Here is a 24,814-nt window from a genome sequence, read left to right as displayed (position 1 = left end):
AAATCCCCGCAAACTTAAGCGCTTACTCTCACAGACAAGTTGATAGATGGACCATTTGAAATTATGCCATGAGAAAAGAAAAAAGAGTTGCAACTGACAAAAAATTGATCAATTTTTATACAAATCTGTATTCCACAGTTGCACCAAGGCACTGCAATGGATAATAAAATAGAGCAAAAACAGAAAGTTAAAGTAGCACAGTATCTACGGATGTCTACAAATCTTCAGGAGTTTTCGTTAGATAACCAAGCTCAGTTCATAAAAAAGTATGCTGACGACCACAATATGGAAATCTTGCATACTTACGATGATGCAGGAAAAAGCGGTGTATCAACGTCAGGGAGGCATGATTTTAACAAGTTAATCAATGACATACTCACCAAGGAAATTAATATCGAAGCTGTACTTGTATATGATGTTAGTCGTTTTGGTCGCTTTAAAGATCCACAAGAAGGCATTTACTATAAATATCTATTAAAAATGAATAAGGTAGATGTTATCTACTGTGCTGAAAATCTTCCTGCGAATAGTGATACTGAGACATTCATACTCTCATCACTTATGTATGCTGCGGGAGCATTTAGTAAAAACCTTTCAATAAAAGTATTTGCCGGACATGTAAATCTTGTTAAGCGAGGATACTATCAAGGTGGAGTGCCTGGATACGGACTTAAAAGAAAACTACTTGATAATAATAACAAAGCAAAAATGATACTCAACAATGGTGAGAGAAAGAGTCTGCAAACAGATAGGATAGTTTTAGTGCCAGGCAGTAAAAAGGAAACAGACTTAGTAAAGAAAATATTTAACATGTTCATCTTTGAAGGATTAAATGAGTATCTCATCGCTTCAAAATTAAACCAAGAAGGATATAAATACAGCGACAGGTCGGATTGGACACGAAGCCGGATACATTCTGTGCTTATAAATAATCGCTATACTGGTAAGTATACATATAATCGAACATCTCAGAAACTTAAAACTAAAAGAGTTCACAATCCTGAAGAGGATTGGATTGAGTATAATTCCTTTTTCAAACCAATAATTTCAGAAGAAAAATTCAGGTTAGCGAAAGATATTATCGATAACCGCTCAATAAAAATGAGCAATGAAGAGATTCTTGATTTTTTAAAAAAGATCCTTTCGACTCATGGAAAAATATCAGGCTTTATCATTGATGAAGAGGATTATGGTCCATCAAGCAGTGTAGTAGCAAGCCGCTTTGGAGGACTTCTTCCAGCATATAAGCTGATAAATTACACACCCGAACGGGATTACCGCTATTTAGAAATAAACTCAGACTTACGAATTAAACATGACAACATTGTGAATAAAATACACCAAGAAATTAATAATAGCGATGTATCTATATTAGATAACAAACTAATCACCATAAACAAAAGTTTAACCTTTTCCATAATACTGTCTCGATGTCGAAAAATGGGTTCTGGAAAATGTAGATGGATAGTTAGATTAGACAGGAGCTTAAATCCCGAAGTTAGTGTAATTGCAAGAATGAACAGCCTTAATACCGAACCTGTAGATTATTACATCCTACCTTCAATTGAAAGTTTTGAAAATGAGCTGTGTCTAAAAGAGAATAATAACCTTCTATTCGAAATGTATAGATTTGATAACATCAGGACATTCTTTGATATGCTTTCAACTGCGGAAATAGAGGTAGCCTAAATGAACGACGATCAAATTCATATGCTTGAAATATCAAAAATAAAAGTTGTAATCCCTCGTTCTCGGAACAAATTCAAACATGCTGAGATAACAGATAGTATCGACACCAGTGGATTAAGAAAGCCAATAACAGTAAGAAGAATTTCGGATAGAAAATATGAATTCGCCTTAATTTGTGGTCAGGGTAGACTTGAATCACTCACAGCTTTGGGAGAAAAGCTAATACCTGCTTTCATACTGGACATTGATGAAAACAAAGCATACATAATGAGTTTAGTTGAAAATATGGCTCGCGTAATACCAAGAGCGGGCGAGCAGTTCCAACGAATAAAAGAAATGAATGAGCAAGGTTTATCTAACAAAGAAATATCCTATTCTACTGGCCTATCATTGCACTGGATTACCAGCCTGACTATGCTAATTAACAAAGGAGAAAACAAACTATTATCTGCTGTAGAATCAGGAAGCATTCCAATCTCGCTTGCAGTTGAAATTGCCAGAGTAGACTTCGAAGGTGGGCAAGAATTACTAATTAAAGCTTTTGATGAAGGTTTAATAAAACATAAAGATGTTGGTAAAATCAGAGATATATTGGACTCCAGAGATGAAGGTTTGAAAGGATTTCTGAACAATAGTTTCGGAGTTGCAAAGAAAAAGAAAAAACTCACTACTGATGAGCTAAAACAGATATATCAAGATAATATTTCGCAGCATAGAAAAATTAAAAACAAAGCTGAATATGTCGAGAGAAACTTACTTATAGCCAGTCAAATATTCAAAGAGTTATCTGATAACGAAGAGTTCAGTAAAATCTTAGACGAAGAGCATTTAAATGAAGTAGTAAAAGTTATAATGAAAAATACTTCTTACGGAGGTCAAAATGATTAAATACTGCTTTAGTGAAAAAACAATCAGCTTTAGATTATGTGATCTTATTTATACTAAGAAACTTCCTACCAACTACAAAAGCAGCCAAAAATACATACAAATAAAGAGCACGATATCTGCACTTGGATTAGTCGAACCTATACTTATTTACATTGATGGGGCTGATGGCACTGCAAAAATCCTTGATGGTCATCTGAGAGTTGAGGCATTAAATGATATTGGAGAAGAAAGAGTTGCTTGTCTCGTTTCAACTGTTTACGACACTTATACTCCGAATAAAAAAGTTAATAGAATAACAATCATTCAAATTCAGAAAATGTTAAAAGAAGCTGTTCGAGTAGGGGTTCCTGAAGACATGCTGTGTTCAGCCTTGAATATAAGCTCCGATTCATTAAAAAGTAATCTATCCGTTCTTAAAGGCATATGCCCTGAGGTTATAGAATTATTTAATGATAGAGATATACCTAAAAACACATTTATGATCTTAAAAAGAATGATCCCTTTTAGGCAAATTGAATGTGCAAACCTAATGATAAAATTTGATAATTATTCAAAGATTTTTGCTCAATCGCTTTATCACAGTTCATCACCTGAACTTTTAAACGACAAAGGTAAACCTAACATTGATGAGAAATCTGGTAATAGAAAAGCAATTGAAAGACTTGAAAAAGAGATGGCTCAGGTCCATTTCGATACACAAAAGATAAAAGAAAACTACGGTTCCAATAGTTTGAAGCTAACGATTGTTATATCTCACATTAAAAAAATACTCGAAAACCCCAAGGTTTTCCATTGGCTTCTTAGGAATAAACAAGATTATCTTAGTGAACTTACCAAGATATCTGACATTGATAAATTATCTTAGGTCTTGTTCTTTTGTGGCTTACATAACTTTTTTTTGTAAATATTGGGATCTACTGCTATTTTGCAAATCCTAACTTCGTATCCAAAGTTGCTAATGCTCTTATGAAAGTTTTTTAAATTTATTTTTGAAAACAGAGGCAGATCTTCAGGGATTTTTTTGTTCGTAGCTATAGCGAATACTAATTTATAGTTTTTAGCATCAGGCCGTATTATATGATCAGCTAATTTTATATGAACGGGAAGTTTCTCATTAAGTTTTCCTCGAAACTCTGAATCGCTTATGAAAAGTTCAGAACCGACAAATCCTTGTGAGAAAAGATGGCTCATACTTTGTGAGCCACTATAATACTTCACATGAATAAAATCTGATGCACCTTTTATAAGGTCGCAAAATTCAATTTTACTTTTCCCACCACCATGATGAATAAATTTTTGTCCATGTGTGTAAATGATTTGTCACCAAGACAAACATTTTTATTGTAATCTTCTTCTCTTTTATAGGAGTATACCGGAAACTTATCAGACTCCTCATAATGTAGAATCTTTTTCATCTCATCATCAATGGTTGTTACGAATTTTCTATCGGCCACATACCATATGGAGTCTCGCAGAATGTAGTTTTGATCGCCTTCTTTTATTTCAGCATAAATGCATCTATACAAAGACCATTTCTTTATCGTTTCATAATCGGCATTTAAAACATGCAAGCAACTTCTTTTAAGTTCATCAACAGTAACATCCGCATTTTTGCCATCAAAATATTCACATATGTGATCGATTGACAAGCTTTCATAAATAATGCTTCTTTGCTTTCTCTCGAAACAATATCCTATTTGATTTTCCCAATCCACAATTTCTGGCTCACCTATCCATATGTCACTGAAGTCTCTTTGCTTTATCAAATCGATCAAAAGCGAATCCAATATTTCAACTTCAGCTTCATCAGCTTCTTTGATATTGTTAACCCATTCGAATTCTTCAGGAAGAGGTAATTTATAAATAGAGTCTATTTTTATTAATAATTCAGGAATGGTTTTCAAGTCAATGTCTGGCACAATTACAAAAGAATCTTTCCCTGTTATTTTATTCCCCAAAACATCTTCAGTGGAAGTGCCCGTGAGGGTCGTGAGAATATCCATCTCAGAATCAATTTTAAGATTATATATATCGACTTCTTTACTACTCTGACTACGAGTTAGAAGATTGGTTTCGTTATGACTACCTTTATCCAGGCTACGGATTTTTTTATGCTCAATACATTTAAGGGTTATTTTCAGTCCAAAACCTTTGACAATGCCACTATCATTAATTAAGTGATGACCAGTTCCAAACGGAATAAGATACCTTGAGTTATCAACCTCAACTACCAGTACTGCTCCAGTGCTACTATTCATACCAAAAAAATCGGGTTTTATGTCTTTCTTTTGGCTTGTAAATAAACTTGTCCATTCAGGTAGCACTGGGTCAGAAATCTGCTTTGCATAAAGGTATGCTCTTGCATCATCCATATCAAATTCAATAGGTTTTTGGACTTTTTCCAAATTCAAAACCTGATCAATGTCATCAGTAATTCTTTTTGTTTTATAAATTGAAAGTTTTATCTTCATTATATTTACTCCCAATGTCTTATCGAGCCAGTATATTTAAAGAGTTCAATAACTGAGTGTCTAATGTTTCTCTTACTGGAGTCGGCAATCCATTTGCAACTCTATAATTCTTGATGGCAGTTCGTGTCGCAGGCCCCATACTTCCGTCAATGTTGCCGTTATAGAAACCTTTATCGAGTAAGGCAAACTGCACTCGCATGATTAACCGCTTACGTTTTTCAGTATCCGAAGTTAGCCCGCTACTCGCTCGATTGGCACCTGTGGTCCCTGCTGAGTTTGTTGTGGTTGTGCTGTCTGTGTCATTAGAGCGAAGTGAACGGACAGAGGAGGAGGACGACGACGACGAACGAGTTCCTGAACTGGATGAGTCTGAGGTGCCAGGGGAGCTGTATGTTTTAGGATAGTAAGGAGTGCTTCCACCATAGTAGCCACCGCCTGATGAGGAACGATGTGAGCTGTGACTACGGTGAGAACTGTGACTCCTGTGCCCTGCAATGTAGAACGGCACTTCGGTGTTGAGCGGTGCTATCACTAAATCATGTTCGTTCAGAGTCATACCAGGTAAGTCACTGGCACCGGTAGATGAATCACTTGCCCATACAGAGTTATTAAGAACCAAAAATCCAGGAAGCAGAGCCGCGAAATTAAACTTTTTCATATTATTGGTCTCGGAGGTTGATGAAAACGGCCTTTTGATGAACTGAAATAACCAGCACAGGAAGACTTCTGAGTGCATTCATCACATTCTTTGGGATAGTAATTTTTCCAGTCTGAGATGGACTGTGTGGCAAAATCCCATGCCTTTTCAGGAAGGTGACACAGTGGGTAATTGAAGATGGTAAGAGGGATACCTGACCTGTGTGCAGTATCTACAGCCGAAAGGATTTGTTCGCTGTAGTTGTCGTGCTCTATGAAGATTGATGACCAGTTCTTACGGGCCCACCCAATCGACTCAAGTCCCATAAGGGAGATCTGGTTAATGTTCGAGAACACACGGCCAGCAAACTCTACAATGTCATCAAGCTCTTTATAGTTAACCTGAGTAGGGATGACTCTCAGTTCTATGTTGATCCCTGAGTTACCAGCATTTATCAGTCCCCTGACTGTTTCATCAAAAGCTCCCTCGCTTCCGACCAGATAGTCGTGCACTGATGCTCTTGAAGAATAAAGCGGTATCCCAAACGTGATTTTGAGCTTATCGCTTCTTTCCTTCATCTGCTGGGTAAAGCTGACATCCGCAAACTTCCGTCCATTGGTTAGAACATGCAGTGCTGTGTCAGGGGAATTTTCGATTATGAAGTCCAGAAAATGCAGGAAGTCTTCGCCATAGAGCAAAGGCTCTCCCCCGCTCACTCCCACTACTCCATTCAGAGAGAAAGAAGCTATAGCCAAAGCTGACTGGTTAAGAAGCCAGTCATCATTACCTGTCTTGGGAGGCTGAGAACAAAACAGGCAACTGTTGTTGCACCTTTCAGTGACCAGGACAGTGTTATGGTTTGCTCTACGGGACAGAATTACCCGGAGCATGTTGCCGTTGTTGACGATCCCAATGTCACCATCTTCAATGGAATCGAAAAGTTCCCGGCTCACAATCGAGTCTGCAAAATATGCAGGCAGTCTGGAATCGAGTTGTGTTGCAGTGACAAGCAAATTTGGCAGATAGAATTGAGGATTCTCGGGCTTGGTTTTACACAGGCAATAGAAGCCTTGCTGAACTGGTAGGTCTGATGAAAACCGGAAAATATCGTTTCTCAGCACCTCAGACATAAGCCCACCTTTTGAGCATCTCAGCCATTGGTCCATCCTGAGAGATTTCATTCAGCAAGAAGCGGAACATCCCTTTATGATACTGGCAGAAGGTTGACCGACTCTTGTCACCAACAGGCTCGCCATGAACACTGATGTTCTGACAAGGATCTGCTCCACAGAAAGGTTGGTAAGCACAGGTATCACAACCAGGCATGGCAAAATTAAATGAAGATGAGAGAGCGGAACGGTAGTATTCGTTGCTACTGAATGATAGTGAAGCAAACTCTCCTGCACTGAAATCTGCTTCGGGATTTACTTTCTGAAGCATACGGCTTTCGTCGCTACCGTAGACCTTGCCGTCATAGTTAAACAGGATGCAGTTCAGCACGACTCCGCTTGGTGATTTCAGATCTGCATAACCACTAAAGCCCGGATTGAAAATCCGCTTTAAGTGAATAGAGGCTGAGTGCTCAACGACAGGTATGCCTTTCTGATTTTGAAGCAACACTTCCTGCATCAGCTCTTTATAAAAATCAAAATATTCCGGCATAGAAAAAGTGAAGCTTTGCTTCTGAGCAAACCCATAGGGACTTACAGGCCGGATAAACATGTCAGTGAGGCCAAGAGACAGATGAGCATCCACTATGGAGGCTGGTTCTTTTGTCAGCTCCTTAGTAACTGTGGTGACCGTTGCTACACGGTTTGCTCCCAGCTCTTCTGTGATTTTCTGAATGCCTGTAACGGCTTTGTTGTGAGCCTGAGAGTCGGTGAGGATACGGTTTTTATTGTGGACGGCTTCGTTACCATCAAGAGAGACAGAAAAGGTGATATTCCGTTCTTTAACCCAAGAGAGGATGCTTTCATCGAGTATGGAGAGACTCGTGGCAATAACCATTTCGAAAGCATCGCTACCTAACGAACTCACACACTCTTCATAAATTGACTGGACGAGATCGAACCTGAGAAGCGGTTCTCCGCCCTGCACTTCTATTTTGTAGGGGGGAGTGCCAAGCTTTTTAATGGTGCTAACGATTTGCGGTATCAGTTCTGGATTCAGGTCATAACCGTCAGCGGTAACCGATGCTCTGCTAACCTGACAATACTTGCATGTGTGATCGCACCTGAGAGTCGGCACAATCATAAAGATGGGTCTTACGGCCAGCTCGTTCATCAGTCGTTTGGCAAAGGCAGAACTTAGGGAGGCTTTTGAAACTGCCTGAGTTGCATCGTCAGCAATGAACAATCGGCTTTCAAGCAGTCGAGAGGTGGTTTGCTCTGGAGGAAAGTCGTTATCGGCAAGAAGGTTGAGTTCTTCGCTATCGACAAAGCTGTGAAAGCCAGCAAGGTTGCTGATAAAGACTTTGCCATTGCTAAGGCGGTCAAAGTTGAATGGCATCGTATTCATTGAGAGAGTCTCGAATCAATACTCCTCAGAACATTGTCGATGATAGAAGTCCTGACCTGTCCGGTATGAGCCTGAAGCTTCTCCCTGAGCTTGTAGTCATTCAGCAGTCGTTCGAACTCGAACTCAATATCGTCGCTCCAATGTTCGAATGAAACAAGCCAATGCTCTTCGTCTTCATCAAGCTTCCAGCGAGTGAAAGTGCTCATCCAATAAAGGCTGTTTCTCAACACCCACTCAGAAGCTTCTGTTTTTCTTAAAGTTCCTTTCATAACATTACCCACCCTGATATGGGAATTGAAAATTAACAAAAATAAATTACCTTTTAGCGGCAATGAAAACTATTGCCAAAGTTAACAAAATTGAGAGATACAGCATAAGCGACTGTTTTTTAATGAATTAAATTTTAATGTTAACAGATTGTTCTTATTTTTCATCGTAGTGTCTATTGCACTTAAAGTTAAACTGGTTTATCTTTCTTCACCAGGAAGAAAAAAAACATAATCTTTACTTATATTTTTATAAGTATATCCGATGTTGGAGCTTGCAAATTTTTATATATGCGAAATTAAATTTAATATAAAGTTCTTCAGTATATAAAGGTAGCAGTATCTAAATTAAACCCATTGGTAAATTGAATTTATAAATTTAAATTTGTCAGATCAATCTTTCAAATACTAGTAAATTATTAGATAAATTTTAACTAAAAGGCGTTCATTGCTGACAAGGAAATAAAATGACTGATAAAAAATTGGTTGATGGAATAAAAACCGTTCGTAATAATATATTTAGAAAAACATTTAAAACAAGTGACGCTTGGTTCATTATCGGTATCTTAGGTATAATTGCTTACTGTAGCTTTTATTTTTTTCCAGCAAGCTATTTTTTTAGCCTCAGTGAAAAATATATTGACCTACCTAACCTGGTTAGTGCTTCGCCTGCGCTTGCAGGTGGTTTGTTAATAGCTTTATGGTTTGTTATTCGTGGTAAATCCATCAAAAATCTAAATGATTTCATATTGTTTTTTTTTGCTAGCTATGCCATTTACCTCTTCATATATGACTATCAAACCAGTCAAGAACTTAATAAAATAGAATACATTGCAGAAAATAAAACACACCTTGTTATAAGAGTTGTTTTATTGGTAAGTTCCCTAGCTAAAACGATGATTACATTCATAGAGTTCTGGCGGGAAATTGTTCTGGAAAAACAATCAGTAATAAACAAATTAGATAATCAGGAAGTTCATGACAAAAAACCTTCAGATGATAGTAGAGATATCAAAACTATACCTGAAGTTGCTGAAGTTGCTGAAGTTGCTGAAGTAAACAAGGACATGAAAGTTGATGTTCCTAAAAAGGAAAATAATAATAACCATCGATTGACAGTCATAATCACGATAATTGCATGCTCATTGTTAACTTGCTTCCCTTTTATTTATTATTACTTTCCTATCTTCATAAATCATTTTTTTCACCACTAACTAAAATCATAGAAAATATCACTATAAAAAAACATAAATCGATTAACACCAATGGCTCCTTCATACTTGGTGCAAAATAAAATGTGAACATATTTAATGATAAAACCACTACTAATAAAAATATCTTTGACATAAATCACCTATAAATAAGAAAATTCTAGATCATTAATAACACTAATTTTTAACTTGTCAACTCTTTAGTATTTAGCAAGGGCTAACTGAGCGATGCTCAGTTGCCTTGCTTTTTCCGCCCTTCGGTTGAAAAAGAAAGATCAAAGCAAAAAACAACAACCCCACCCATTGACGCAATTGATCTTTATGGTATTTGTTATAGTTAGCATATGGATATGCTATTAATAAAAATATCAAAAGGAGTTGATATGAAAAAAAACAATGCTATATTCGACGATGAGTTCCCTTCTTCATTTACCAATAATCCTTCTATCAAAAAATTACCCCCTAACCGTCTTCGCAGATATTCAGTGACAGTCAGATTGAATGAGGTTGAGCTGAGCAAAGTAAACCAGTCCAGAGGCCAGCTCAGCAAAAGCTGTTGGCTGAGATCCTCAGCTCTCAAGCAACTTCCCCCTTCTGTTCCCGAAATCAACAAAGAAGCCTGGCAGGAGCTTACTGGTTCCCTACAGAAACTGAATGATCTTACTTCATTCCTGCTTCGCAGAGGCGAAGATGCTCAGCCACTATCGCAGGAAGTAAGCGCTTTAAAATTGAAACTGTTGCATGTAAGAGATGCTCTGCTGACTCTTGAAAAGTGATCATCCAAGATGAAGGGTATGAATAAAATAAAAAGGGGTAAAAACTTCCGAGGAGTCATCTCGTATGCGCTTGCCCCTGCTCCTCATCACATGACTACACCAGTGGTGATTGGTGGCAATCTTGTAGGCTTTACTGTAGAAGAGCTGACCGCCGAGTTCGTAAAGACTCAGAAGCTAAGAGAGGATGTTACGAAACCAGTTTGGCATAACTCTCTTCGTCTCCCTGTCGGTGAATCCCTTACAAATGAACAATGGAGGAACATTGCTGACGACTACATGAAACGGATGGGCTTCTGTGACACTCACCTTCGTTGTTATGTCCTCCACGACGATGAAGCTGGAAAACACATACATATTATTGCTTCTCGCATAAACGTTATAGTAGATGGCCAGCTTTACTTAGGTAAGAACGAAAACCTGATAAGCACCCGTGTAATCCAAGATCTTGAGCGAGACCACAAACTCACTCAAACGAAAGGTCCCTCTCCTGCTAAAAAGCCCAAAGAGCAAAGGAAGCTCACTCGTAACGAAAAGATGATGCAGGAAAGGACCGGAGAGAAAGCTTCTAAAAAAGTGATACAAGAAGCTATAGATGCGATCCTTACCTTCTTCAATACCATCACCATCGAAGACTTCATACATGAAATGCAAAAGCAAAATATATCAGCCACAGCAAACATCACATCTACTGGCAAGATAAACGGTTTTTCATTTGAGCATCAAGGAGTCGCTTTTAAGGCATCACAGCTCGGTAAAGCATACAGTTGGTCAAACATGAGTAAGCAAATCATCGTGACTCAACCTATAGAGGCTGTTGCTCCTGAATCACTTTCCGACAAAGAAAACGTTTTGAATCCCATTGAAGTTCATCCCACAGTTCCTCCCCTAACGGCAAATCCCAGAGAACATATCCGGTCTCGCTGGTTGCAGTGGATACCTTACCTTGAGGAGTTTGTTGCCAGTTTAAAAGCTGTTGGCTCAACGATTCTCAATCCTCTCAAAAGAAATGTCATCTATGACTCAATACGAACCGGCAACCCCGAAGCATCAGAGATTTCTGAAGTAAGTTTTCAAAGTTCAGCGTTTAAAAACGTTTTCAAACGACCTTAAAGAGCTAGTTTTCAGTCAGTTAAAACCACTCACTAAGTCAAACTTCATAAATATTTTTATTCTTTTTCAAATCGATAGGTAAAAACGATCGATCGTTATTACTGATCAATTAAATACACATGATAGATAAAAACTATCAAAAGAAAGCGATCGATCGGTACAAATGATTTGCTAGACCCCATTTCCAAGCCGTAATGTAACTTCAAACGAAACCACATAGCACACTGATTTATCAGCAGAATAAGCTGATGTATACGTGCGCCTTCGATTCAGTGAAACTAACCTTGGAAGAATCTATGACAGCAACAACTGAAGTAAAACAGCCCAACTTCCTTATGATGAAAAGGGTGTGGATTGCTATTGCACTGCCGATTGTCATTTTCTATTTCTCTGGAATTCAGGGGTTGGTCCAACTTGCAATCGTATGGGTTTTCGCAAGCATCATGCTCATGATGTTTGCTTATAAAAAATTCCGCATCAAAAAGTGGAATGCCAGCACCAGAGACCATTTTGGCGAGCAAGACGGTATGTGGAGTCATGAGTTTGGTTCCACTTTTATGAAGCTCGACCAGCAAAGAGGACTTATCCATCTCAAGGAAGAGAACAAACAAAAGACCTATCCGTTCTCAGCAATCAAAGAGTGGCGATACAATTTGTCTACTACGAGAGAACGGGCTGGTATCAACAAAGAACTCGACCGCACTCATGATTTCAGAGAATCGGGCTTTTACATCGCAGTGGATGATGTTCAGTTTCCAGAATGGAGAGTAATGTTCTTTCCCCAAAAGGGTGACTTTAACTCACAAGAAGGCATCCGGGATACGGAACTGCAACTTAAGCGCTGGATGCATATCTTTGATAAAATAATTAATCGATAAAAAATTCAAATCCAGTTTAACATTCAAAGCCAGCGATTAAGCTGGCTTTATCATTTTCAAATATGCTATTTAAGCACATTCTCGCTGAAACCAATCTCTAAAATCCTCAACCCTTCTTTGAATTGATTGATCGGCACTACGAGATATAACTTTTATTAAAAAATCACATTTTGATAGTTTTTTCCTTAAATATGCATCTTTAAAGAAATCGGGAAGGTTATCAAACTGGTTTGACATTTTCTCTAAAAAAAACATAGCATCTGCATATTCACTTTTTTGAGAAAAATCATCGGCTCTTCTGTAAGAAATTTGTATTTCAGTATCTTTATAAACTTTAATATTATGCTCATTTGAATCGTTAATTATAGGCTCGATTGAATTAAGGATAACTTCTGCCTCATCAAACCTATGCTGAAACATTAGAACTCTCGACAGAGTTAATGAAACCTCAATAGAAGTTGGATCTAAGTCATAAGCAAGTTGAACTTGAGTCAAAGCATCATCAACGTTATCTTCTTCATGAAGTAAAAACTTAGCAAACCAATAATGCAACTGAGGGGTGTTAGGAGATAACACTATCGACAATTCATACTGTTCACGAGCATCGCTAACTGCTCCATTCTGCTGATGGAGGTAGGCCATTACCCTTGCTACCTCAAAATAATCCGGGGAGAGTTTATGTGCTTCTGTTAGCAATTCAAAAGCTTTATCATGATGACCATTTCTTATAAATGATTGGGCATCTCGTAGCATTTTTACAATAACCCTATCTGATTTATCTCTAAATTTTATATTTAATGGATTATATTTATCCTCACTTCTTGACATTAGCTGCTTTTCAAAAAGGGCATTTAATTTATTTCTTTTATCGTGAATGCTTTTTTGGTATGTCTGAGAAGGTTTATGATTTTTTCCTAAATATAACCTTGCAAGTTCAGATAATTGATATGTAGTTTTTACACTGGCTCCCTTAGTTTTAGAAGACTGAGAAAGCATATTTGTAGACATAAGCTCCTGAATAGATTGATGTGTTTGTAATGAATCGAAGCCCGTTAGATAGGATAATTCAGGAACATCTTTTAAACCAGGAGCGCATTGTAAGGCCGCGGTCAAAGTTCTCGCATCTGCTGATAAATACTCATAAACATTGGACATGCAAAAATCAAGGAACATATGTGAGTTTTGTAATACAGCTTCAGGACTGAGACCAGTTTGAACAGAACTTACAAACCACTTTATGTAACTTGGATTACGAGACATACGGTTTACATATGTTCTCATTACCTTTTCTTCAATTTTTTGCAGAGACTCAACGCCTCTAATTTTAGCCAATATACGCATCAATTGTGATGCATAAGACTCATCAATACCCTGCAATTTTACAGGGTATTCAAATGCCCCCAAGCCAATTCTTGAAGTTATAATTATCTTACTTCCTTGAGGTAAAGCACCGACAAATTCTCTGATATTATCATCTAAAATTGTTTCAAGGTTATCTATAAAAAGTGCAATTTTGAATGTAGTTAAATAATCTATTATTTCGTCAAAATTTGATTGGTTACTATCGACACCTATTATTTGATTTGAAATTTCTTGGATAACACCAATTGAATCAGTGATAGCATCTTTTATCTCTTTAATTTCATTAACTGTAATCTGAGTAGTTTTGGATGACACCCAAACGATTGCATCGAATGGGTTTTTACTATCTTCAATTATTTCGTAAGCAACTTTCAAAGCTAAGGCAGTTTTACCTACCCCCCCTTCTCCTACAATTGAAATTACAGGGAAAGCACCATAGCATAGTTGTTTTACTTTATTGACAATTTCCTGTCTTCCTATAAGACCTGTTTCATCAAAATCAGGTAATGGTAAGTTATGGTTTATGTTCTCCTCATCGAAATTCTTTATTTCCATTGAGAGTAAGAAGCTTGGGTTGTTATTAATCTTGTCGTTAACTTCTTTAAGATTTTCCCAAACATTTGTATTTGATTTAATTATTTTATCACAAATCGCGATAAGTTTTGGATAATCCTCAACATCTAATGGCCGGATATGCATAACTCTATTTCTTATTAAAACCAATGCGTCTAAATCTTTTGTTATGGATTTAATGAATTTGAATATATGTTCAGGTATACTACTCCCATTAGAATTTATGACTTGGTAAGTATCTCCAAGATCAAAATATTCAATTAAATCAGAAACATCCATATCATCTGTAACTGTTCCAAAATCCTTATCCAACCTTCTTTTTGCTTTATCTAAAAGATCTATAGGCAACTTACTTTCACTGCCTTCTAAGTCTAAGATATAGTTTTTAACTATTAGCCTCAGGTCCTCCTCTAAAGCACATAAAAGCGCATAAACGGACATTCGAGTTAGGTTAAACGCCATAAGTCTTTCCTTACATTTTGAAATATTAAGAAAACACTATGACAATTTAGTGAGTTTTACTAATAACATTTTTGAAGATTTTATAACCATTACTTCAATTTTATTTATATAATACGCAGATCACGTCAATTTCAGAGGCTGAAAAATGGACAACTACTGGGACAGGAACAGACAATCAAACTACTTTTTAAGTATGGCAATTCTTGAGGCTAATCACTTGGTCAATGTTGCCACTTCCCTCTCACAGTTCCATCTCAAGGATGCGCTCGTCCGTGTAAGGTTCCAGGATGAAATAAGGGAGTTCACCCGCTTGCAGATTCAGACTATCCGAACTTCTACCACGGATGATAAGTGCCAGGAGTGTATCCAAAATCTCAAGCAAGAAGCCCAAAACCTAAAGATTCAGGACAGGATGCTCAGAACAGGAGAAGCCGTAGTTTCGTCTTCTGTGAAGTTTTACCATGACAATGAAAAGATCATTGGCTATGTCATCGACGGCATCGGCGTTGTTCTTGGGACTGTTCAGTTGTTGGCTGGGGTAGGCTTGTTTGCTGGATCACTGTTCAGTGGAAATGTTATCGGTGTTGTTGCTGGTTCTGCATTGATTGCTAATGGTGCAGGTTCAATGGCGGAAAGCATAGACAAGTTAAGAGGAGCTTCGAATCCTTCCAATCCGGTGATTGAAGCTTATCAGGATGTAGCTGAATTTTTTGGATTTGATAAACGCCTGGGTCTGCTTGCTTACCAAGTAGTTGATCTCACTACATCTTACTACGGAATTTTCAAACTGACTTTGAAACCCGAGGCTTGGAGAATATTCAAGTATCTCCCTACTGATTACTATCGCCAGGTGCAGATGATGAGCAAACAAGACTTGGCTCTAAAAGGTGCAACAGCAGTCTGGAAAGGTAGCGCTATAGGTGTGAACCTCTATCAGATGAATCACAACCAAAATGGAAACTAACTTTTGCTATTACTAGCAAACCTGTGTGCTTTCCAGGCCAGATTCATTGGTATGACAAAGTAAACGATTATGGCACCGATAATAAGGACGATAGCATATGAAATCAGGCTTTCTTTATGCCCTTTCGCTATACCATAAATGAAAACTGATAAAATAATGAGCATGGAAATTATACCAGCCCAAAAGCGCTTGCTCAGCTCCTGAATGAGAGACTGAAGTGTATCTGATTTGTTCTCATCTCGGGTAAGAATTTCATTAAGCTTGCGGATATCCTTTGCCGAAAATCCGTTCTGAAGGAGCTTTTGCTCAAAATCGTTCATTTCATCATCCTGAAAAATCATAAGATAAAAGAAAATATATCATACATTGAAGCTGAGATGCCATATGATCCATTTGCAGAACACTCGCCCTAAGTTAAGTGTAAAGATCATATGGCATAGTTATTGTATCGCCATACTGAATAAAAAGTATATCCTAAACCCTTTTCTTCATTTTGAAACCATCTGATTTAAGCTCTGGTGAAGGCGTAACGCTCTGTTTTTGAGTAGCAAATATTCTTTCTACTTCATACTCATTCCAGATAATGTATTCGATAATAAACTTGTAGAAATACAGCACTCGTTCGAGACTGACAGTTGAAGGTATTGTATAGAAGTTTGGACTTAGCAAAGCCGAACTCAAAACTGCAATAATGTTGCTTGGTCCCTTCAGATAGGGATTCTGATAGTCTTGCTGATACTTCAAGAAGTATCCTACGCAGAACAGGTAGGCATCTTTTACGATTTTTTCTTTATTGCAGTCTGATTCATCGTATCTAAGAATGAAGCGATTGAGAAGTATCAAAAATTTCTGATCTGGCAAATATCTGTTTAATTTATTCATAGTAGCATCCTTGCTGTTGTGAATGTCATCCTGACATTTAAAGAAATATCACAATATTTAATCATGTCAATAGTTAAAACCTATCAATTTCTATTTGAATATCTTTTTTAGGTAAAGGACGATTAAGCTCATCGATTGTTATTTGTTTTAAATGAGAGTTATACAGCCATATTTTAAACTGCTCTAAATATTTGTTATTCAATGCTATCAAAGCTTCGTTTTCAGTTTCGAGCCTTTTTATTCTCTGACAAGCAATCTTCAAATTAGCAGGTTTAACCGCACATGTTTCTTTCACACCAGACTTGAGAAGCTTCTTTTTTGAATTAAAACAATCCGCAATTTTAACATGACAACTTAAAGATTGCCTTGAAGGTCTCTTCCCAATAATGTTTATCAACTCGTCACATAAAGCCTCCCATGTCAGCTTCTCATCGTCATTCCAGGTATTAATAACTTTCATTATCAATTTTTCATCATAACCAGTAATGTGTTTAGCCATTTATTCTCCTTTTATTATTTTAGTTTGAAATTTATACCATTTATCAGCATGAACATTCCCATCATTTTTATCATAATTGGTTTTTTCAAGAATTTTAGTGTGTATCATCATTAGTTGGCCATCATCCGTTCCAGAGTCTTGTAAGGGATAATAACTGCAAGGCTCAAAAACATATGAGTGCTTGCAGTAGCCATGCTTAGTGACGAGCACAGCTCCATCATTCAATAAATCGAAATCAGTTATGTCCATAACAGCTATTTCTTTTTTCCTATGGCTATTACCAGCTCCGATTGAAGTTTTATCTTTCATGAGATTGATCATTTGTAAGTGTGATCGGTGATCGTAGGAAACATTTTGTGAGACCAACTTCCTTCCAGACCATCTGGCGATGCTAAACTCGTCCATGCCATTGATTTGAGAAAACGTATTAAGTAGATGTCTTAATTGATGGGTCCTAAGCGAATACGGGCTACCATCTTCGTTAATATAACCGTGTCTTTTAAACAAGTTTGTAGTGCCTTTGATACTTGCAAAGGCATCAATATCCGATCTAAAAAACTGAGCAGTGGGTCTGAACAAAGGTGCCAAATGATTGCTCGTTTTCTTACATAATTGTCCCTCAAATAACAGACACAAAGCATTTGAATATTTGATTTTCTTCTCTTCATCATACCAGGGAAAATTTTGAGGCTTTTTAGTAAAGAGTTCATGTCTGTATGACTCAGGGACCTTCCCTTCCATCGTTTTTGCAACAAACCTTGGATGGGTGGACAACTTTCTCAACCGGGCTATGGCCTTTTTAGCTACAGGGACCATTACTGAAGGAATCCATTTGATGTCTCCAGCATACCCCTTCGCTGAAAAAAACCTTAGACCATATCGTTCAATGCCGTTCTCATCATGCTCTGTAATCTCACAATCCGCAGGAAGGCTTAATATTTCCGAGATTCGTCCTGGTGCACACATCAGCAGTGCAAGAACAGACGTTGTGAAAATATCCCTCACAGACAGTTGGCTTTCATCTTTTGAGAAAATCTCCGCAATGGCTATGACGGACTTTATATCTGGTAATTTTGAGTGCCCTTCCAGAGAAGGTTCATAACCTTGCCAACTTTGAGTTATTTTATGCCTTAACGGATTTACCCAAAAAAAATATGATGAGCTTGTCATTCTGTTTTCACTCAAAAACAAACGTAGTTTTTCAAGTTCCTTACCAATTCCAACTGCTGTTGATTTCGTATATTTAGCGGATGCTACTCTTACACACTCATCAAAAATGTTATTATTACATTTGGCTACATTAGCTTCACCGTATGATTTCAATAAAATAAACTCAACGATCTTCAACATTGCCAAAGCATTCTGGTTTAACTTTGCCTTGTTAAACGAGTGAATATGAAACATATAAGCCTTAGCAAAATCAATAAAACCATCATCTAATCTATCTTTGCTATTTCGATTATTGTTGATATCAAATTTATTGAATCTGTAACATCCCTTCCATATATTGCTTTCCCATGAACTGGCTAAGTTAGAGTTGAAAATATTACCCTTGCAAAATTTAATAAAATCCTCAACATTTAAATTTGGGTTGTTAGCATTGATTGGCTCGAATAAAATCACATTGGTCATTAAGAACTCCAGGCTCTAAAGTTTTTGCAGGTAAAACACTCTATGTGTTCGTGTTTACAATCAGTGAATCCAAAAGAATTTAAAACATATTCTGTAAAGAGCTTCTTGTTCTGTATGCTATCGACACCCTGAAATATCTTCGATAGAGGTTCAAAAAATGAATGAAGTTTCATATCAATATAGTGAACATTATCTGGGCTATTTTTTACGTATATCCCTGATGAGTTAATAGATTTATGGTCTAATGCTTTAGCGATCACTTCAACTGAGGCTCCTTCCTTTGCTAAACGAGAACCAAGGGTATACCTGAATCGTCTGGCATTCAGCCTTATAGGATTATGGGTTCTTGATGACTGGATATTAAATTTAGTGGTAATTTTATCTAATTCTTTAGAGATAAATGAATTCTTCATATGTAAAAAATCAGTTGCCATAATGGTGGCCAAACTTTGACCAGACTGAATTGATATGGATTTTTTGGAGTCCATGAATATAGGTAATTCATTTCTTATATAACCAATGCCCTGATTAATACTATCTTCGATATGTTTTTGATTCACATCAACCAAGGTTGTTAGTTTTTCATAAAGGCAGTCATCGATACTTACCAAGCTAAACTCACTTCTAAAGTCCTTTCTTTGTTTAACTTTCGGTATATTTAGAAAGCAACCTTCTCCCGTTCTGATGAGATCTTTTGCTTTTAATGAGGTTAACTGTAAAGGCCTCCTTCCCGTTGTTGCTAAAAGAATGACATAGCAATAAAGATACATGGGAATTTTATCTTCTTTTAACAAATTGCTGATACTCTTAAGAACGACTTCCAGTTCTTCTCCAGTTAGCGGTCCACTATTTGGATCTCTTCGTTTGACGGCTTCTCCTGTCAAATTAGTTTTGATTTTTATTTTTCCCAGCATTGTTAAAGCTGAAGCTTCAACTCCTACATAACCGAGCTTTTTCCACTTCGTTAGAAATTTCTTTATAGAATTTAGCTTGTAGTTTTTCTCAGGGCCTAAACTAACATTAAATTGATAAACCGCATTAGCATCTATCGTCTTAAGGTCTATCATCCCTAACCATTGACTAAAAATCTGGTTTATGTTTTTTGTGTAACCTGCACTGTATTCAGCCGAAAAGTATGCCAAGGTAGTAAGGTAACCAATACGCATCGACTCTGGCATTTTGTCGGCAATCTTATGTGGAAAAATACAAGTCTCTTTATCTAATTGCCATTTGATATCAGAAAGCTTGAAGCTATACCCTTGCATCGTTGCAAAAATCAGATTCTCTTTTCTTAGATTACATGTTTCCATTATATTGACCCTCAGTTATCTTTTTCAAAGATTCATAAACTCTTCCAATAATTTCCTTTTCTTTTTCTGATATATGTTTGGAATTATAGTTTTCTGACATTTTAGAATCTTTTGACCACCCCATGAGATAGCATCTCAATCCTGATTTTCGACTGATATCCAAATTTGAACTATCAATTTCATTTGAATAGAAATAGTTCCATGAATGCCTCAATCTATGCCCCGATAAACTCTTTAATTCCGGGCCTGCTTTTTTAATAGTTGAAATTATTTTCTCATATGCTGAAACAGATAATGGTTCTCCTGCCGTTTTACCTGCGCTGTGAGTTACAAACAGGAAGTCATGTTTTTTCTTTTTAGTGGTTTTACTTCTACAAGTTTGTATGTAATCGAAAATTTCCATCGCTAACTCATCTGATAATGGGATTATCCTTTCGCCAGTTTTAACTAATGGCTGATTCAGCCTCCGGTCTTCAATGCAGTCATGTCTTCTGAAGATACTCAGTGTGTTTTTTCTAAGATTTAGATCATTTACTTTAAGGTTTAGTAATTCACCTGCTCTCAACCCACAATTCAGTAGCAAGGTAAAAATGAGCCGGTTCCTGACTTGAACCTCCTTCTGAAAAGGGTTTTGACTCCCTCCGACTTCCAACAGCTTAAACAGAGTTTTTATTTGTTCTTCACTTATCGATTTGTCAGTTCTGTCATTGATGCTGAGTGAGCGATTTCGCGGGATGTGCGCCTTTATGCTTTCAATAAAACTTTCGACTTCATATCTGGCATGGATTCCCTTCATAGAACGGATCAATCCGCACAACCAATTTAGATAGCTTGAAAAAACGTGTATCCTGTAACTAAAAGTTCTTGTAGCAATCTGCTTTCCTTTTAGTAATCTTACATTCGTAATTTTTTGTTGATCGAATCTTTGCTTTGCATACCGTATCAGGTCATCGACTTCGGCTACACTTAGGAACCGCTTGGTTTCAATCCTATCAATGATGTTGATTTTCCTACTTTCCATAAAATTGCTAAGGATAAGTAGATTCGTTGCGACTATCTCCATCGTAGATGCAGTCGCACTTCTGTTCCTGACATTAGTTGTGAGATATAGGTTCTGATAGTAAACTGGTAGCAGTGTTTCTTTGTTGAGAATTAAGCAACCGCGTTCTCCATTGCTCATAACAAATTTTTTTATTTTGAATGACATTATAATAACCCTCCGAAAACTTTACATTTAGTAATCACTACGGCTTATCATTATTTTATCGATTTAAACTTTGCAATTTTATTTTGTTATTTTTGGATTTATTTATAATCCATTTAGATACTTAAAAAAATTTCTTTCACGTGAAAGAAACCAGTACGGCTAGTGTTTTGTAGTCATACCCGATTTAAGAAGAAAAACTAATAAAGCCTTATTGGATAAGTAATACAGCGCCGCCAAAAACTAATCTGGAAAGTATTCTGTTAATTTTTTATATTTTTTTATCTTAAAACTTTACATTTTTTAAATAATGAGACTTCAAATAAATATTCATCTTGCCGCTCTCCCATAGTAAATATCTTCCACCTGATTCCAGTATTCCTCTTGAAAAAATTTAGCTTTACTTCGGAGTTCATCTCCCATATGAATTACCAATGCTCCTCTTTCCAACATGTCACGTAGTAAAATTTTACTTATATCTACAGTGCTTAGCTTGAGAAGATTAATGTCATCTGTCATAAATGAATCTTCATCTGGGAGAAGACACGGCATTGTTTTCACATAATGGTCCAGCATCCCTTTTGGCACACTTAAGCTACAGAGCAATACATGATCTTCGCCTTTTTCAGTTTTTTCTACAGCGATATTAATTTCATTCTGCGTGATTTTCTTTGATAACCCTCTGAGTAGTTCATTACATTTGACCACTGACATTATGGTTTCATAGATATAGTTTCGACTATCTTCATTTAACTCAGGTAAAAATTGGAATGGATTGTATTCGCTATCTTTGAGGTAATAGCTTAAACAGGCCACGGATTTTTTACTCAATGTATCAACAGGTAATAACCTGATAGCTTCAGCATTAAAAATCTTATCAAAGCTTTTTTGACTCACCAGCCTTGAAAGATTCCCAATATCTAGGAATTCTTTGATTTCCACATTGTCCTCACATTGTCGATGTTGTTGGTCTGGAGCCTAACTATGAAGCTGTTCTCGAATTGCTAATGGTGTCAGAAATCCACTTATCGACTTCAATCTCAATGAAAGCTACAGACCTTGCTCCCAGTTTGATAGGTTTAGGGAATCTATTTTCAGAAATCAATCGATAAATCCATGACTTTTTATAGCCTGTTTTGTGGAGCACTTCGGGTAAACGGATAAGACGTGTGGTGTTTGTAGTTACTGTAGTCATTGCTATATCTCCTCGTTGTTGATGAGGTGATACTAAAGAGACGGGAGTGGGCTTTGAAGGGATTGTATGGAAATTGCTTCTTAGTCTAGAAAGCAGTCAAAATTTTCTTTGGTATAAAATAAATTTTCTTACGCACCTTGAATGAATACGGAAAAAATGGTAAGGGCAGTCTCTTTTGCGCAGCACCATGCAGACCTTTAACTTTTTATTGAATCCTGATTGAGTTCAAAGTTGATTTAACCATTTTGATAAAATCTCTCTCCGAAACAAATTAATATGCTTAACATTCTAATATACAATCATTAGAATGATCCTCTAATGTTTAGCAAATGTATTCAAATCAGATGGTGATCCGTTATGGATAGCAAAAGTGATACTACAATTTTCATTTCATATGCTTGGGGTGGTTCAGCAGAGAAAAAAGAATGGATAAGAGATCATGTAGTCAACAGCATCGATTTTAAATACAATGTTTTCTGGGATAGAGATAGCATTGGATTTGGCGAGTCAATAGATTCGATGATAAAAAATGCTCTTTCTTCCTTCCCTCTAAAAGTTTTCTGTATCTGTGATGAAGATTATATTGTTTCTGCAAAAAAAGTAGGCTCAGGTCTGCATCGAGAGTTGCAAATGTTAGCTAATCTCGGTTCCGACAATGAAGTTAAAATCATCCCCATCATTCTTGATAGAAAATGTATTACAGAACTCCCCCCTCCTCTTGCAGGGAGAGCTTATTTAGATTTAACTAATTTACATGAGCGTGGACTTTACCTTGGTAATGCGATATGGCATCTGGCTGAAAACATAACTCAAGCCAGAATGCTTACGTGGATAAAATTAACTATTGAAAAAGATGATTTACATAGAGCGGCTTTAGATTATTTTTACCGTAAACCTTTACGTTTTTCTGGTAATGCTATTACACATCAAATTTGTATGAATTATACTCAGATATTGCTTGCGCCTAAATGGATGTGGGATAGTCCTAACTGGAATTATATGTTGAATGATGATAATGACATATTTTGTCCGACAAAAGGACGATGGCACTGGGATCATTTCTCACCAGGGACTGCCATGAAAACTCTTGGAACAGTCATGATCTCCCAGTTTTTTCCAGAGAACGCTTGTGAAGAAGTACAGTGGGCTTTGGAATCAATTGGAGTAGTTTTGGCAGTCAAATTCATTTCTATGGTTCGTAAAGATGAACCTTTTATACTTGAAGCCAAAGAAATCATAATGTATATAATCAATGATGAACATGGAAGCCGGGCTTTGAAACATCTATTGAAGCATTATTCGTGAATATATTATTTATAATATTTAATATAAGATAGCTTTTGGAAGCTGGTTGGATACAGGAGTTAACATTACCTTAACTCCCTTCCAGCTTTAACTGCTCAGCTCTGAAAAATCAATTTTAACTATCATATTCACAGCTTTGCTATTTTGAAAATTTTAAAAATTGATCAGCTAATTTTCCTTAACTCTGACACGCTCATATCCATCAGATGGCGATTCTTGTTAATAAAACTCTCAATGTTTTTACTGGTCTCACCTGACATAGCTTTCTCAGCTATTGGACGATCAGTGTCTTTGAGTTGCTCATCTCCTCGAACCTCATCTGTGAGCTTAGGATAAAGCACTCTGGAAAGGATGGTGTTTGACAGAGAAATATCTTTCAACTTAGCCCACATAAGCAGATCCATCATTGGAAGGATACGGTAGTCTGCCAACTTTAGAATCTTTCCCAGCCCGAAAGCCTCTTGCTTCCTGCCCTTGATTCCATACTCTTTCCTCCACATAGGAAGTAGTGCACGAAGCGAGCCTATGATTTCGTCATCCGATGAGCTTTCGAGGTCAAAGTAGGTATACACACGGCTTTCGTTTGTTCCCAGAACAACGGCTTTCATACTTTGAGTAAGTGGCTTCTCCCTGACCTCTTTCTTAAGTTGATCACTACCTTTGACAAATGATTCTTGAGAGAACATTTCAAGAGATCTTCTGAGGCTTTCAATATGACCAAAAGTGACTTGTCGTATGTGCGTTTGGCTTTCTGCCAGATGAGTGTCGAGGTCAATTGTTTTACTTATTAAGGGGTTACCCGCAAGTATTTGGTTAAAATAATCATTTCCTTCCCCAAAAAACTCAATTGAATCGAGGATGTTTTTTCTTACCAGTAACTCTTTATGCAAACCTTTCAAAGTGCAAGACTCAACATCAACATAGTTGTCGTAGTCAAACCAAGCTTGTAGCTCTTTGTAGATCTGAACAGTATCCATACCGAG

At 36.9% G+C, this 24,814-nt stretch carries 23 protein-coding genes and 1 pseudogene; 9 read left to right on the top strand and 15 right to left on the bottom strand.

All coding sequences use genetic code 11. The annotated features are described in order from the left end of the window. Positions 1-156: 156 nt before the first annotated feature. The 3 genes from C1N58_RS03790 to C1N58_RS03780 are packed head-to-tail and all read left to right on the top strand — an operon-like array spanning position 157 to position 3,442. Positions 157-1,689: a recombinase family protein gene (locus tag C1N58_RS03790; RefSeq protein ID WP_210522564.1), complete on the top strand. Its 1,533-nt coding sequence runs from the start codon at positions 157-159 to the stop codon at positions 1,687-1,689. Continuing rightward, positions 1,690-2,577, top strand: a complete 888-nt coding sequence (locus tag C1N58_RS03785; protein WP_210522562.1) for a plasmid partitioning protein RepB C-terminal domain-containing protein — start codon at positions 1,690-1,692, stop codon at positions 2,575-2,577. Beyond that, positions 2,570-3,442, top strand: a complete 873-nt coding sequence (locus tag C1N58_RS03780; RefSeq protein WP_394564604.1) for a plasmid partitioning protein RepB C-terminal domain-containing protein — start codon at positions 2,570-2,572, stop codon at positions 3,440-3,442. Before C1N58_RS03785 ends, C1N58_RS03780 begins: the two co-directional genes overlap by 8 nt. Here C1N58_RS03780 and C1N58_RS03775 read toward each other — a convergent pair. The 5 genes and pseudogenes from C1N58_RS03775 to hxsD all read right to left on the bottom strand — a co-directional run bounded on the left by C1N58_RS03775 (position 3,439) and on the right by hxsD (position 8,471). Further along, positions 3,439-5,048: pseudogene (locus tag C1N58_RS03775) on the bottom strand (TIGR04141 family sporadically distributed protein). The gene C1N58_RS03780 and the pseudogene C1N58_RS03775 overlap by 4 nt on opposite strands. 19 nt (positions 5,049-5,067) lie before the next feature. Further along, positions 5,068-5,706, bottom strand: a complete 639-nt coding sequence (gene hxsA / locus C1N58_RS03770) for a His-Xaa-Ser repeat protein HxsA (protein ID WP_285088211.1) — start codon at positions 5,704-5,706, stop codon at positions 5,068-5,070. Beyond that, positions 5,703-6,815, bottom strand: a complete 1,113-nt coding sequence (hxsC, locus tag C1N58_RS03765; protein WP_394564603.1) for a His-Xaa-Ser system radical SAM maturase HxsC — start codon at positions 6,813-6,815, stop codon at positions 5,703-5,705. Before hxsC ends, hxsA begins: the two co-directional genes overlap by 4 nt. After that, positions 6,808-8,202, bottom strand: a complete 1,395-nt coding sequence (hxsB, locus tag C1N58_RS03760) for a His-Xaa-Ser system radical SAM maturase HxsB (RefSeq protein ID WP_394564602.1) — start codon at positions 8,200-8,202, stop codon at positions 6,808-6,810. The genes hxsC and hxsB overlap by 8 nt, the downstream gene beginning before the upstream one ends. After that, positions 8,199-8,471, bottom strand: a complete 273-nt coding sequence (gene hxsD, locus C1N58_RS03755) for a His-Xaa-Ser system protein HxsD (RefSeq protein WP_394564601.1) — start codon at positions 8,469-8,471, stop codon at positions 8,199-8,201. Before hxsD ends, hxsB begins: the two co-directional genes overlap by 4 nt. A gap of 464 nt (positions 8,472-8,935) precedes the next feature. Here hxsD and C1N58_RS03750 point away from each other — a divergent pair, with 464 nt between their 5' ends. The 4 genes from C1N58_RS03750 to C1N58_RS03735 all read left to right on the top strand — a co-directional run bounded on the left by C1N58_RS03750 (position 8,936) and on the right by C1N58_RS03735 (position 12,443). Then, positions 8,936-9,682 (top strand): hypothetical protein, encoded by a 747-nt coding sequence (locus tag C1N58_RS03750; RefSeq protein ID WP_394564600.1) that lies wholly within the window; start codon positions 8,936-8,938, stop codon positions 9,680-9,682. Between the two features lie 380 nt (positions 9,683-10,062). Continuing rightward, positions 10,063-10,455 (top strand): hypothetical protein, encoded by a 393-nt coding sequence (locus tag C1N58_RS03745; protein ID WP_394564599.1) that lies wholly within the window; start codon positions 10,063-10,065, stop codon positions 10,453-10,455. 9 nt (positions 10,456-10,464) lie between these two features. Then, positions 10,465-11,565 (top strand): relaxase/mobilization nuclease domain-containing protein, encoded by a 1,101-nt coding sequence (locus C1N58_RS03740; RefSeq protein ID WP_394564598.1) that lies wholly within the window; start codon positions 10,465-10,467, stop codon positions 11,563-11,565. 296 nt (positions 11,566-11,861) lie between these two features. Then, positions 11,862-12,443 carry a DUF4755 domain-containing protein gene (locus C1N58_RS03735; RefSeq protein ID WP_394564597.1) on the top strand — a complete coding sequence of 194 codons (582 nt, stop codon included), beginning with the start codon at positions 11,862-11,864 and terminating at the stop codon, positions 12,441-12,443. Between the two features lie 69 nt (positions 12,444-12,512). On the opposite strand, the gene C1N58_RS03730 is transcribed toward C1N58_RS03735, so the two are convergent. Further along, positions 12,513-14,840 carry a tetratricopeptide repeat protein gene (locus C1N58_RS03730; protein WP_394564596.1) on the bottom strand — a complete coding sequence of 776 codons (2,328 nt, stop codon included), beginning with the start codon at positions 14,838-14,840 and terminating at the stop codon, positions 12,513-12,515. A gap of 145 nt (positions 14,841-14,985) precedes the next feature. Between C1N58_RS03730 and C1N58_RS03725 the strand changes: the two genes are divergently transcribed. Next, the gene (locus C1N58_RS03725) at positions 14,986-15,804 is read left to right on the top strand and encodes a DUF4225 domain-containing protein (protein WP_394564595.1); all 819 of its coding nucleotides are present in this window, start codon (positions 14,986-14,988) and stop codon (positions 15,802-15,804) included. Here C1N58_RS03725 and C1N58_RS03720 read toward each other — a convergent pair. From C1N58_RS03720 to C1N58_RS03685, 8 genes are all read right to left on the bottom strand, one after another. Beyond that, the gene (locus tag C1N58_RS03720; RefSeq protein ID WP_041455851.1) at positions 15,801-16,124 is read right to left on the bottom strand and encodes a hypothetical protein; all 324 of its coding nucleotides are present in this window, start codon (positions 16,122-16,124) and stop codon (positions 15,801-15,803) included. The two genes, C1N58_RS03725 and C1N58_RS03720, sit on opposite strands and share 4 nt — an antisense overlap. A gap of 154 nt (positions 16,125-16,278) precedes the next feature. Further along, positions 16,279-16,686, bottom strand: a complete 408-nt coding sequence (locus C1N58_RS03715) for a hypothetical protein (protein WP_394564594.1) — start codon at positions 16,684-16,686, stop codon at positions 16,279-16,281. Positions 16,687-16,759: 73 nt separating this feature from the next. Next, positions 16,760-17,185, bottom strand: a complete 426-nt coding sequence (locus C1N58_RS03710; RefSeq protein WP_210451991.1) for a hypothetical protein — start codon at positions 17,183-17,185, stop codon at positions 16,760-16,762. Continuing rightward, on the bottom strand, positions 17,186-18,817 hold the full coding sequence (locus tag C1N58_RS03705) for a DNA-binding protein (protein ID WP_394564593.1): 1,632 nt from the start codon (positions 18,815-18,817) through the stop codon (positions 17,186-17,188). It abuts the gene before it with no gap. After that, entirely contained in the window at positions 18,817-20,127 is a 1,311-nt protein-coding gene (locus C1N58_RS03700; protein ID WP_394564592.1) for a tyrosine-type recombinase/integrase, read from the bottom strand. The genes C1N58_RS03705 and C1N58_RS03700 overlap by 1 nt, the downstream gene beginning before the upstream one ends. After that, a complete protein-coding gene (locus C1N58_RS03695) occupies positions 20,114-21,334 on the bottom strand; it encodes a tyrosine-type recombinase/integrase (protein WP_394564591.1) in 1,221 nt (406 codons plus the stop codon). Before C1N58_RS03695 ends, C1N58_RS03700 begins: the two co-directional genes overlap by 14 nt. Positions 21,335-21,661: 327 nt before the next feature. Beyond that, positions 21,662-22,273 (bottom strand): hypothetical protein, encoded by a 612-nt coding sequence (locus tag C1N58_RS03690; protein WP_349886258.1) that lies wholly within the window; start codon positions 22,271-22,273, stop codon positions 21,662-21,664. Between the two features lie 40 nt (positions 22,274-22,313). Beyond that, a complete protein-coding gene (locus C1N58_RS03685) occupies positions 22,314-22,526 on the bottom strand; it encodes a helix-turn-helix transcriptional regulator (protein WP_078829268.1) in 213 nt (70 codons plus the stop codon). A 357-nt stretch (positions 22,527-22,883) separates the two neighbouring features. Here C1N58_RS03685 and C1N58_RS03680 point away from each other — a divergent pair, with 357 nt between their 5' ends. Then, positions 22,884-23,831 (top strand): toll/interleukin-1 receptor domain-containing protein, encoded by a 948-nt coding sequence (locus C1N58_RS03680; protein WP_394564590.1) that lies wholly within the window; start codon positions 22,884-22,886, stop codon positions 23,829-23,831. Between the two features lie 164 nt (positions 23,832-23,995). Here C1N58_RS03680 and C1N58_RS03675 read toward each other — a convergent pair whose 3' ends face one another. Next, the gene (locus C1N58_RS03675) at positions 23,996-24,808 is read right to left on the bottom strand and encodes a DUF6387 family protein (protein ID WP_078829266.1); all 813 of its coding nucleotides are present in this window, start codon (positions 24,806-24,808) and stop codon (positions 23,996-23,998) included. Between the last annotated feature and the right edge of the window lie 6 nt (positions 24,809-24,814).

The organism is Pantoea sp. SGAir0180 (assembly GCF_043546245.1).
Note: the sequence above shows the minus strand (reverse complement) of the source record. Positions and strands in the feature narration are given on the sequence as shown.